9 protein-coding genes are annotated in these 10,999 nt (G+C 73.6%); 6 read left to right on the top strand and 3 right to left on the bottom strand.

Going from position 1 to position 10,999, the window contains the following annotated elements; all coding sequences use genetic code 11:
* Window positions 1–2,963: type VII secretion protein EccCa (eccCa, locus tag ABZ749_RS18780; protein ID WP_357229380.1), on the bottom strand; the 2,963-nt coding region annotated here is incomplete at its 3' end.
* A gap of 101 nt (window positions 2,964–3,064) precedes the next feature.
* On the opposite strand from eccCa, the gene eccD reads away from it, so the two are divergent.
* Window positions 3,065–4,468, top strand: coding sequence for a type VII secretion integral membrane protein EccD (gene eccD / locus ABZ749_RS18775; protein ID WP_357229378.1), 1,404 nt, complete (start codon window positions 3,065–3,067; stop codon window positions 4,466–4,468).
* A gap of 31 nt (window positions 4,469–4,499) precedes the next feature.
* Here the strand turns inward: eccD and ABZ749_RS18770 are convergent, their stop codons facing one another.
* Window positions 4,500–5,006, bottom strand: a complete 507-nt coding sequence (locus ABZ749_RS18770; RefSeq protein WP_099849144.1) for an inorganic diphosphatase — start codon at window positions 5,004–5,006, stop codon at window positions 4,500–4,502.
* Between the two features lie 533 nt (window positions 5,007–5,539).
* Between ABZ749_RS18770 and dacB the strand changes: the two genes are divergently transcribed.
* The 3 genes from dacB (at window position 5,540) to tilS (ending at window position 9,182) form a co-directional block, all read left to right on the top strand.
* A complete protein-coding gene (gene dacB / locus ABZ749_RS18765) occupies window positions 5,540–7,015 on the top strand; it encodes a D-alanyl-D-alanine carboxypeptidase/D-alanyl-D-alanine-endopeptidase (protein WP_357229383.1) in 1,476 nt (491 codons plus the stop codon).
* 93 nt (window positions 7,016–7,108) lie between these two features.
* The gene (locus ABZ749_RS18760) at window positions 7,109–8,179 is read left to right on the top strand and encodes a zinc-dependent metalloprotease (RefSeq protein WP_091403614.1); all 1,071 of its coding nucleotides are present in this window, start codon (window positions 7,109–7,111) and stop codon (window positions 8,177–8,179) included.
* Between the two features lie 10 nt (window positions 8,180–8,189).
* Window positions 8,190–9,182, top strand: a complete 993-nt coding sequence (gene tilS, locus ABZ749_RS18755) for a tRNA lysidine(34) synthetase TilS (protein WP_357229375.1) — start codon at window positions 8,190–8,192, stop codon at window positions 9,180–9,182.
* Between the two features lie 15 nt (window positions 9,183–9,197).
* Here tilS and ABZ749_RS18750 read toward each other — a convergent pair whose 3' ends face one another.
* On the bottom strand, window positions 9,198–10,160 hold the full coding sequence (locus ABZ749_RS18750; protein WP_203121473.1) for a helix-turn-helix domain-containing protein: 963 nt from the start codon (window positions 10,158–10,160) through the stop codon (window positions 9,198–9,200).
* A gap of 99 nt (window positions 10,161–10,259) precedes the next feature.
* On the opposite strand from ABZ749_RS18750, the gene ABZ749_RS18745 reads away from it, so the two are divergent.
* Both ABZ749_RS18745 and ABZ749_RS18740 read left to right on the top strand, forming a co-directional pair.
* Window positions 10,260–10,448 (top strand): hypothetical protein, encoded by a 189-nt coding sequence (locus ABZ749_RS18745; protein WP_357229386.1) that lies wholly within the window; start codon window positions 10,260–10,262, stop codon window positions 10,446–10,448.
* A gap of 100 nt (window positions 10,449–10,548) precedes the next feature.
* The coding region (locus ABZ749_RS18740) for a phosphoribosyltransferase family protein (RefSeq protein ID WP_357229372.1) at window positions 10,549–10,999 on the top strand (451 nt) is incomplete at its 3' end.

Raw genomic sequence — 10,999 nt, 5'->3', positions numbered from 1 at the left:
TGCAGCCCGTACGACAGGCCCCGGGTGGCCAGGTCGGTGACGAGTGGCTCCAGGTCGTCGTACTCGCCGCGGATGGTGGTCCACCCGTCGATCACCAGGAACACGTCGCCGTACGGGTCGGTGCCCGGCTGGCCGCCGGTCCCCGCTGCCGCTCGACGCTGCCGGTACGCGGCCATCGACTCCACGCCCAGCTCGGCGAAGCGGCGTTCCCGGTCGACCAGCAGCGTGGTCATCTCGCCGACGGTGCGCCGTACGGCGGTCGGGTCGGCGCGGCCGGTCACCCCGCCGACGTGCGGAAGGTCGCGCAGCGCGGCCAACCCGCCGCCGCCGAAGTCGAGGCAGTAGACCTGCACCTCGGCCGGTGTGTGGGTGAGCGCCAGCGCGCAGATCAGCGTGCGCAGGGCGGTGGACTTGCCACTCTGCGGCGCGCCGACCACCGCGACGTGGCCGGCAGCGCCGTCCAGCGCCAGCCAGAGCAGGTCCCGGCGCTGCTCCAGTGGTTTGTCCACCACCGCCATCGGCACACCGAGTGCCCCGTGCAGCTCAGGGTTGCCCACTGTCAGCCCGCGTTTCGGGTGCACCTCGACCGGACCGAGCAACTCGTCCAGGGCGGGCGGCTGGCCGAGCGGCGGAAGCCAGACCTGGTGCGCCGGCGGGCCCTGCCCGACGAGCCGGTCCACCAGCAGGTCGAGCAGCGTCCTGGTGCCCTCCTCCTCCGCCACGACGGGCAGGGCCGGGGTCGCCGGCTCGGGCACCGGTACGACGTGGGTGGTGAAGGTGAGCAGCCGCGCGCCTCCCTCGGTGGCGACGCCGCCCGGCGCGGCCCGACGGCGGACGGCACCGGAGACGTACGCGGCCTTGAAGCGGGCCAGCGGGTCGGTGCCGGCACGCAGGTAGCCGTGGCCCGGTGAGCGGGGCAGCTCGTGCGCGTCCGCCACGCCGAGCACCGTCCGGGACTCCAGCGCCGAGAAGGTGCGCAACCCGATCCGGTACGAGAGGTGGGTGTCCAACCCGCGGAGCCGGCCCTCCTCCAGGCGCTGGCTGGCGAGCAGCAGGTGCACGCCGAGCGACCGACCCAGCCGGCCGATCTGCACGAAGAGGTCGATGAAGTCGGGCTTGGCGGAGAGCAGCTCCGAGAATTCGTCGCAGATCAGCAGCAACGACGGCAGCGGGGCGAGGGGACTTCCGGCCGCCCTGGCCCGTTCGTAGTCGCGCACGCTGGCGAAGTTGCCGGCCCTCCGCAGCAGCTCCTGGCGGCGGACCAACTCCCCGTTGATCGCGTCCACCATGCGATCGACAAGGGGCAACGCGTCGGCCAGGTTGGTGATCACGGCCGCGGTGTGCGGCAGCCGGTCGAACGAGGCGAAGGTGGCACCACCCTTGAAGTCGACGAGCACGAAGTTGAGCTGCTCGGAGCTGTGCGTGGCGGCGAGCCCCAGCACCAGCGTGCGGAGCAGCTCGGACTTGCCGGAGCCGGTCGCCCCGATGAGCAGGCCGTGCGGGCCCATGCCGTCCTGGGCGGACTCCTTGAGGTCCAGCTCGATGGCGCCGCCGTCCGCGCCCACACCGATCGGCACCCGCAACCGGTCCCGTGCCGAGCGCGGCAACCAGCCCTGTTCCGCGCTGAAGCTCTCCGGGTCACCGAGGCCGAGCAGCTCGGGGAGGCCCAGGTCGGCCTGGAGTGGGGAGTCCGGCCTGCGGGCCGCGCCGGCGAGCCGCAGCGGTGCCAACCGTCGGGCGACCGCCTCGGCGTCGGCCAGGTCCAACTGGTCGGCGGTGCCCACCTCGGCGTGCCCGTCGGACGACCGCGAGTGCAGCCGCCGGCCGTGCAACTCCAGCAGCAGCGCGTACCGGTCCAGCAGTCGGGGCGGCGGGGTGTCCAGGTCCAGCACTGTGACCGCGTCGATGCCGCCGTCGCCGGTCAGGTCACTGGCACCGGTCAGGTCGCCGCCGTCGAGGACCACCACCACGTGCTGGCCGTCGGTGGCCGGGCCGGCCGGGCTGAACCGGGACCGGGTGGCCAGGACGTCGGCCAGCAGCGACTCCAACTCGGCGGCCGAGCTGGTGACCAGGCGTACCGGGCCGAGCGCGTCGGCGCGGCCGGGATGGTGGGCGTGCGGAAGCCACTTCACCCACTCCCAGCAGGCGCGGCGCTCCGGCCCGGCGCAGACCGCGACGAGCAGCTCGTCGGGGGCGTGGAAGACGGCCAACTGGGTCAGCACGGCCCGGACCAGCGCCTGCGCCGCCGGGTCGCCGGTGGGTGGCCCGCCGGTGGTCGGGGTGGTCGCGGCCCGGCCACGGGCGGCGGAACGCATGTGCACACGGGCGAAGCTGCGCAGCGACAGCGCCACCGGCAGGTCCGGCACCACTGAGTACGCGTCCAGGAAGCGGCGCAGCGCGCCGGCGGTCATCGGCTCGAGCTCCTCCAGCGGTCGGGTGACCGGTGGGACCAGTGGGGTGGCCAGGGTCTGCGGCCCGACGGCGACCCGCACCACGGCGAAATCGGGGTCGGCGGGGCGTCGTTCCCAGACCCGGTGGCTGTCCACCGTCGACCAGAGCCGGCCCGGATCCGGGTGCCGGTAGTAGAGCCCGGCCCGTTGCTGGCCCGCGGTGCGCCGTACCCGCCGCCGCAGTGTGGCCAGGTGGCGCAGGTACTCCCTGCGGGCGGCCATCATCTCGGACTTCTTCGGGGTGCCGGAGGCGCTGCCCCAGGACGTCACCAGCATCGCCAACGAGGAGAGCCCGAACATGCCGCCCACCACGTACGAGTAGGCGCCGCCGCCCCGGCCGAACATCATCGCCATCGCCACAGTGCCGCCGAGCATGGGCAGCAGCATGAGCATCTGCTGCCACCGCCCGCCGGTCACCACGGGGATCTCCGGTGGCGCGTCGACCGACAGCTCACCGGCGGGGATCTCCGGCGCTGGTCGGCGCGGTGGGCGCTTGATGACGACGGTGGACACTCGGCCTCCTGACAGCGCTGGGTAACCCGAGCCTGGCTCATGGTAGGTAAAGTCCTGTCGTCCGCGCAGCCTCCGATCCCAGTCGATATGGAGACCAGTCGATGACTACCGGGCTGGCACGCGTCACCATCAGCGCGCCGCAACGACGGGTGGACGTCGCCCTGCCGGAGCAGGTGCCCCTGGCCGAGCTGCTGCCCGACGTGCTCCGGCACGCCGGTGTCGGGCTCGCCGACGACGGCGAGCAGCACGGCGGTTGGGTCCTCCGCCGCACCGACGGGGCGCTGCTGGTGACCGCACAGGAGCTGCTGCCGCAGGGGGTCCGCGACGGTGAGGTGCTGCACCTCGTGCCGGCCCGCGCGCACTGGCCCGAGTTGGAGTACGACGACGTCATCGAGGCCATCGCCGACGGTGCTCGCCGCCGCGGCGGCGCCTGGTCGCCGACCGCCACCCGGGCAGCCGGTCTGGCGGGTGCCGCCGTACCGCTCGCGGTCGGACTGCTCGCGCTGGTCGCCGGCGGTCCGACGCACCGGGCCGGCTGGCTGGCGGCCGCCGCGGTGGCGCTGGTGCTCACAGTGGCCGGCACGGTGGCCTCCCGCGCCAACGGCGACGGCACCGCCGGGGCGACGCTCGGCGGCTACGCGCTGCCCTACGCGTTCACGGCCGGTGCCCTGGCCGTCGGCTCCGGTGATCCGGTCGGGCCGATCGGGCCGGCCCGCTGGGTGGGCGCTCCCGAACTGCTGGCCGGCTCGGTCGCGCTGCTGCTGGTGGCGTTGATCGGTCTCCTCGGAGTGGCCAGTCGGCTGCGGGTCTTCGTGGCCGGCGTCACTGTCGGCCTGATCGGCGCGGGGGCCGCGCTCGGTGGGCTGCTGACGACCACTGCCGGTACGGCGGCGGTGCTGCTCAGCGCACTGGTCTTCGCCGTCGGCGTCATCCCGCTGCTGGCCATCCGGCTGGGCAAGCTGCCGCTGCCGCCGATCACCCTGCCGGCCGCCGCCCCCGCTGAGGAGCCGGAGCGGGTCCGGGATCTGCCGGACCGGGGCCGGGTGCTCGCGGCGGTGATCCGCACAGAGGAGATGCTCACCGGGATGCTGATCGGCCACGCGTTGCTGGTGGTGGCCACAGCGGTCGTCCTCGTGGTCGCCGGTGGCACGGCGGGCCGGGTGCTGGTGGCGGTCACCTCGGCTGTGCTGCTGCTGCGGTCGCGGCTGTTCGTGGCGCTGCGACACCGGGTGCCGACGGTGCTCGCCGGGCTGGCCGGCTACGCGGCGCTCGGTGCCGTGCTGGTCGGTCGGGCCGACGAGACAGGGCGACTGGTGCTGGTTCTGGGCGGGGCGGCGCTGGCCCTGGTGGCGGTCGCCAGCGGCACCGGGTACGCCCGCCGGCCGGTCTCGCCGTACCTCGGGAGGGTCGCGGACCTCACCGACACGGCCCTGGTGGTCGCCGTGGTGCCGATCGCCTGCGCGGTGCTCGACCTGTACGACAGGGCCCGAGGGTTGCTCGGTTGAGCGTCCCTCGGGCCCTGTGCGTCAGCGGTCGTCAGTGCATGGATTCGCCGCGCGCCTCGGCGTCGCGGGCCCGCTTGTAGGAGGCGTGGATCTCGGCCTCGGCCTCGGTGCGGCCGACCCAGGTCGCGCCCTCCACCGACTTGCCGGGCTCCAGGTCCTTGTAAACCTCGAAGAAGTGCTGGATCTCCAGGCGGTCGAACTCGCCCAGGTGGTGGATGTCGCGCAGGTGCTCCTGGCGAGGGTCCTCGTAGGGCACGCAGAGGACCTTGTCGTCCCCGCCCTTCTCGTCGGTCATCCGGAACATGCCGATGGTGCGGCAGCGGATCAGACAGCCCGGGAAGGTCGGCTCGGGGACCAGCACGAGGGCGTCCAGCGGGTCGCCGTCCTCGCCCAGGGTGCCCTCGATGAACCCGTAGTCGGCCGGGTACTGGGTGGAGGTGAAGAGGGTGCGGTCCAACCGGATCCGGCCGGTCTTGTGGTCCACCTCGTACTTGTTCCGGTGACCTTTGGGGATCTCAACCGTCACGTCGAAATCCATCTGCACGCTCCCTCGTCTGCCCACGCTGGCTAACGGAACCACTGGCGGCCCTCCGGACAGGTGAATGCCCACCCGCCGACTCCGGCCGCCGCATAGTCTTCGGACCGAAGTAGTGTCACCCAAGCCGATTTTCGCTGGGGGAGGAGGGGGTCGTGGGGAGGGAAGATTCACACTACCGCCCGGATGGGGGCTCCGCGCACGGTACCGGACGATCCGGCTCCGGCAGTGCCAAGGGGCGGGTCCCGGTGCCGGAGGCGCACCTCCCACGGGCTCCCGAAGTAACGACCCCGGCACCGGAGACGGTGCCCGAGCGGCCCCCGCCGCTGCCCTGGCGCCCACCGGTGGGGCCGGCATCGCCCGCCCCGAACGCGGGTCGGTTCCCGGTAGCCGGTGGTGACCAACCGGTGAGCGGCCCGCCACGCGGCAGTGCCACGGTCCCGGTGAGCCCTGCGCCGGTCAGCCCGTCGTTCGGTCCCGGGCCGACCGCCCCCGACCCGGGTGAGGTCCCCCCGGTGGGGCCGCCGATCTCCGCGTTGCCGGCACCCGCCGACGCCGCGCCAGCGTCGGCGCCCGGACCCGCCGCGCCGCGCCGCCGGAGGCGGCTGCCGGTGGTGCTGGCCGCCGTGCTCCTGCTGGTGCTCGCCAGCGTCGGAGTCGTGATCACCCGTCCCGGCCCGGTCGCCGGGTGGCTGGGCGACGACGCCGGGTCCGGGCCGAACGCGGTCGGAGTGACTCCGGAACCCGCCCCGTCGGACGTGCTGGGCGGCCCGGATTCGAACGCCCCGGTGCCCACCCCGGACGGGGTTCGGGCAGTGCTCGATCCACTGGTCGGCGTCGCCGCCCTGGGTGACCGGGTGAACGTCTCGGTCGCCGACGTGATCACCGGTCAGACGTTGTTCGCCAAGGGGGCGGACGACGGCACAGTGCCCGCCTCGGTGACGAAGCTGGCGACCGCGGTGACGGTGCTGGCGGCCCGGGGGCCCGGCTATCGGATTCCCACCCGTGCCGTGGCCGGCGCGAAGGCCGGCGAGGTGGTGATCATCGGGGGTGGTGACCCGACCCTCGCGATCAACAAGAAGGGCTACTACCCGGGAGCGGCGCGCCTCGACGATCTGGCTGCCCAGGTGCGTACCGCGCTCGGCGGCACGCCCCCGACCAGTGTCACGGTCGACGGTTCGGTCTACTCCGGTCCGGTCTACGGCCCCGGCTGGGACGACGACATCCCCACCGGCGGTTCGGGGGGCGCGGTGACCGCGCTGATGACCGACGGTGCGCGTACCGATCCGGGCGTCGAGCACGGGTCCGCCCCGCGGTTCGCCGAGCCGGACCTGGCCGCCGGCAAGGCGTTCGCCCGGTTGCTCGGGGTGCCGACCGACTCCGTGAAGCGGGGCGCGGCCCCGCCCCAGGCGGCGGCCGGTGCCAGCCCGGCACCGGGCACCGAACTGGGCGTGGTGCAGTCCCCGCCGCTGATCAGGCTGGTCGACGTCATGATCAGCGAGAGTGACAACCTGGTGGCCGAGGCGCTCGCCCGGCAGGTCGCGTTGGCCCGCGGTCAACCCGCCTCGTTCGACGGCGGCGCCGCCGCCATGGACGCCGAGGTGGCGGAGCTGGGCCTGCCTGCCGATGAGATCAGCGTCTCCGACGGCAGCGGCCTGTCCCGGCTCAACCGGATCAGCCCGTCGCTGCTGACCGATCTGATCCGCCTGGCCGCCAGTCCGGACCATCCGGACCTGGCCGGCGTCTTCGGTGGTCTGCCGGTGGGCGGTTGGTCCGGGACCCTGAACGAGCGCTACCGCACCGCCGCCGGCACCGCCGCGGGCGCGGGCAGCGTCCGGGCCAAGACCGGCACCCTGACCGGCGTGCACTCCGTCGCGGGCCTGGTCACCACCGCCGACGGTCGGCTGTTGACCTTCGCGGTGCTCACCGACAAGGTGCCGGGGGACCGGGACACCGCCCAGCCGGCACTGGACCGGATCGCCGCCGCGCTGGCGGGCTGCGGCTGCGGCTGACCGTCGCCGGTTCAAGGGCAACGCGGTCGCCATCGGCGTCGATCGAGGGCGCGAGCCCGGGCCGGGGTGTCGCGGCGCGGGTACGGTGGGTTCATGGCGCAGTTCGTGGACTGGGATCTGGCCGCCGCCACCGCGGGGGCGTTGAGCAAGTCTGGCCCCCGCGTGTCGTACGCGGAAGCCACCGACGTGGTCGGCGACCTGCGTCGGCTGACCGACGAGGCGGCCGGGCACGTGGCCGACTACACGGGGTTGCGGGCGCAGGTGTCGCATCCGCCGGTCCGGGTGGTCGACCGCCGCGACTGGGCCGCGACCAACATCGCCGGGCTCCGCGAGGTGATCACACCGCTGGTGAGTCGGCTCTCCGGCGACAAGCAACCGGGCGCGTTGACCGAGGCGATCGGTTCCCGGCTCACCGGGGTGCAGGCCGGGACGGTGCTGGCCTACCTCTCCGGCCGGGTGCTCGGCCAGTACGAGGTCTTCTCGGCCGACCCGGGCCAGCTGCTGCTGGTCGCGCCGAACATCGTCGAGGTGGAGCGCAAGCTCGGCGCCGACCCTCGGGACTTCCGGCTCTGGGTGTGTCTGCACGAGGTCACCCACCGCACCCAGTTCACGGCCGTGCCGTGGATGCGGGCCTACTTCCTCAGCGAGGTGCAGGCGTTCGTCGACGCCTCGTCCAGCGGAAGCGAGCACCTGGTCGAGCGGCTGCGGCGCGGGGTGGCCACACTGTCCGACGCGGTCCGTGATCCGGAGAGCCGCACCAGCGTGCTGGACATCGTGCAGACCCCGGCGCAGCGGGCCGTACTGGACCGGCTCACCGCGTTGATGACCCTGCTGGAGGGGCACGCCGAGTTCGTGATGGACGGCGTCGGCCCGCAGGTGATCCCGAGCGTGGAGCGGATCCGGGCGTCGTTCAACCGACGCCGGGAGGCGGGCAACCCGCTGGAGAAGGCGATCCGCCGGCTGCTCGGCGTGGACGTCAAGATGCGCCAGTACGCCGAGGGGCGCAAGTTCGTGCACGGGGTGGTGGAACGCGTCGGCATGGACGGCTTCAACTCGATCTTCAACTCGCCGCTGACCCTGCCTCGGCTGTCGGAGTTGGGTGACCCGGACGCCTGGGTCGCCCGGGTGCACGGCCCGGCCGGCACCATCCCGGCCGCTGGCTGACCACCCGCCGGTGGCCGCGCTCGCTCCGCCGGTGGCCGCGATCCGGGTGGCGGTCCGCCGCGCCCTCACCGGTCTGCCGTCCGGCGGGCCGGTGCTGGTCGCCTGCTCCGGTGGTGCCGACTCGCTCGCGCTCGCGGCGGCCACCGCCTTCGTGGCGCCACGGCTGGGCCGCGCCGCGGGGCTCGTCACCGTCGACCACGGTTTGCAGGACGGCTCCGCGGAGCGCGCCGAGGCGGTCGCCACCTGGGGGCGAGGGGTCGGGTTCGTGTCGACGACTGTGGTCCGGGTGGAGGTGGCCGGGCGTCCCGGCGGGCCGGAGGCGGCCGCCCGCGAGGCCCGCTACCAGGCGCTGACCGAGGCGGCCCGGCAACAGAACGCCGTCGCGGTGCTCACCGGGCACACCCGCGACGACCAGGCGGAGACGGTGCTGCTCGCGCTCGCCCGGGGCGCCGGCCCACGCGGGCTGGCCGGAATGCCCGCCCGCCGCGACCTGGGCGGGGTGCCACTGCTGCGTCCGCTGCTGGAGATCGGTCGGGACCAGACCCGCGCCGCCTGCGCCGTCCTCGGGCTGAGCCCGTGGCAGGACCCGCACAACAGCGACCCGTCGTACGCCCGGTCGAGGGTGCGGGGCGACCTGCTGCCGGCGCTGGTGCGGGCGCTCGGGCCAGGTGTGGTGGACAACCTGGCGCGTACCGCCCGGCTGGTGGCCGCCGACAACGCCGCGCTCGACGAGCTGGCGGGGACGGCTCTGGCGGCGGCCCGGTGCCCCGACGGAGGGCTGTCCGTACCGGCGCTGCTCGGCCTGGTTCCCGCCGTACGCGGCCGGGTGCTGCACTCCTGGGCCCGCGAGCTGGGCGCGCTGCCCGGTGCCCTGTCGCACCGGCACGTGGCCGCTCTGGACGCCCTGGTGACCGATTGGCGCGGTCAGGGCCCGACCGACCTGCCCGGCGGTGTACGCGTGCTCCGCCGCGACGGCCGGCTGGCATCGGTGCGCCCCGCCTGACCTGACCGGCCGGTCTCAGCCGCTGTGTGCCCGGTCCCGGAAGGTGGTCCGGTAACTGTGTGGGGTGGCACCGACCCGGCGACTGAAGTGGTGGCGCAACGCGGCCGCGTCGCCGAAGCCGGACTGGTCGGCGACCGCCTCCACGCTCAACGGGGTCTCCTCCAGCAGCCGCCGGGCGAGCAGCACCCGCTGGTTGGTGAGCCAGTCGTGCGGGGTGGTGCCGGTCTCGGCGCGGAACCGGCGGGCGAACGTGCGGGGCGCCATGCCGGCGCGGGCGGCCAACTCCTCCACGGTGATCGTCCGGTCCAGGTGGCCCATCAGCCACTCCAGCACCGGTTCGAGGGTGGGTGCCTCGGGTGCCTTCGGGATGGGCGCCTCGACGTACTGGGATTGACCGCCGTCGCGGTGCGGCGGGACCACCATCCGCCGGGCCAGCCGGGTCGCGGTGGCCGAGCCGTGCTCCTGGCGGATCAGGTGCAGGCACGCGTCGATGCCGGCCGCCGTGCCTGCGCTGGTGAGCAACCGACCGTCCTGGACGTAGAGCGAGTTGCACCGCACCCGGGCGCGCGGGTGCCGGCGTTGCAGCTCGTCCACGTACCGCCAGTGGGTAGTGCACTCGCGGTCGTCGAGCAGCCCGGCCTCGCCGAGCAGGAAGGCTCCGGAGCAGACGCTGAACAGGTGCGCTCCGCGGGCGTCGGCCCGGCGGAGCGCGTCGAGCACCGGGCCGGGGACCGTGGTGCCCTGGCTGTGCGCGGGGATGGCCACCAGGTCGGCCTCGTCGACCGGGCCGAGGTCGGCGTGCGGGGTGAGGTGGAAGCCGGACGAGGTACGCACTGGAGCGCCGTCCGGGCTGCACACCTGAAAGCGGTAGGCGGGGAAACCGTCGGCTGTCCGGTCGGTGCCGAACACCTCGGCGAGCACGCCGAGCTCGAAGGGAGCGACCTGGTCGAGGGCGAGGACGGCAACGGACCGCAGCATGTGACGAGGGTAACCCGACAGGTGGCAGTAAATCGATGACCACTGGCATTCCTGCCACTGTCCGATCGCTTCGCGAGGTCGCAGACTTGTCTCAGTCCGGTGCGCAGCGGCGGCGAAACCGACAGCAATCATGCGAAAGCGAGCGCCGCCATGGAGTTCCTGTTCATCCTCCTGTTCCTCGTCCTCCTCGCCGCCGCCTCGGCGGCCGGCCTCACCGTCGACAGCCACGATTCGGCCGACTGGAAGCCGAGCGACGATGGCCGCCGCTGGCGGTCACGCACCAACTGATGTGATTAGCGTTGTTTGCGCAGAAAATCCTCGGCGGGACCGCGCCAAAAGGTGCGGCCCCGCCGACGGAGGCCATCCGACGTACGGCAGGCTAGGAGTCATGGCTGACGGCTCCTGGTACGACGCCGACATCGACCACGTGATCATCTCCGAGGCGCAGATCCGCGAGAAGACGGCGGAGCTGGCCAAGCAGGTCTCCGCCGACTACTCCCACGTGGGCGACGGGCTGCTGCTGGTGTGCGTACTCAAGGGCGCGGTGATGTTCATGGCGGACTTCGCCCGGGCGCTGGGCCGCAACGGCCCGCCGGCGGAGCTCGACTTCATGGCCATCTCGTCCTACGGCCAGGGCACCACCTCCTCCGGGGTGGTCCGCATCCTCAAGGATCTGGACCGGGACATCGCCGGTCGGCACGTGATCGTCGTCGAGGACATCGTCGACTCTGGGCTCACGCTCTCCTGGCTGCTGCGCTACCTCGAGTCGCGCTCGGCGGCGAGCGTCGAGGTGGTCGCCCTGTTCCGCAAGCCGGACGCGGTGAAGGTGCCGGTTCCGG

The organism is Micromonospora sp. NPDC047753, from assembly GCF_040642735.1.
Classification (GTDB): domain Bacteria; phylum Actinomycetota; class Actinomycetes; order Mycobacteriales; family Micromonosporaceae; genus Micromonospora.
The sequence above is the reverse complement of the archived record's forward strand: the minus strand, read 5'-3'. Positions and strand labels throughout refer to the sequence as shown.

Coding starts and splice junctions, on each gene's coding strand:
- ABZ749_RS18750 (WP_203121473.1), bottom strand. CDS start 10,160: ATGCTGCGGTCCGTTGCCGTCCTCGCCCTCGACCAGGTCGCTCCCTTC.
- ABZ749_RS18770 (WP_099849144.1), bottom strand. CDS start 5,006: ATGGATTTCGACGTGACGGTTGAGATCCCCAAAGGTCACCGGAACAAG.
- eccD (WP_357229378.1), top strand. CDS start 3,065: ATGACTACCGGGCTGGCACGCGTCACCATCAGCGCGCCGCAACGACGG.
- ABZ749_RS18760 (WP_091403614.1), top strand. CDS start 7,109: ATGGCGCAGTTCGTGGACTGGGATCTGGCCGCCGCCACCGCGGGGGCG.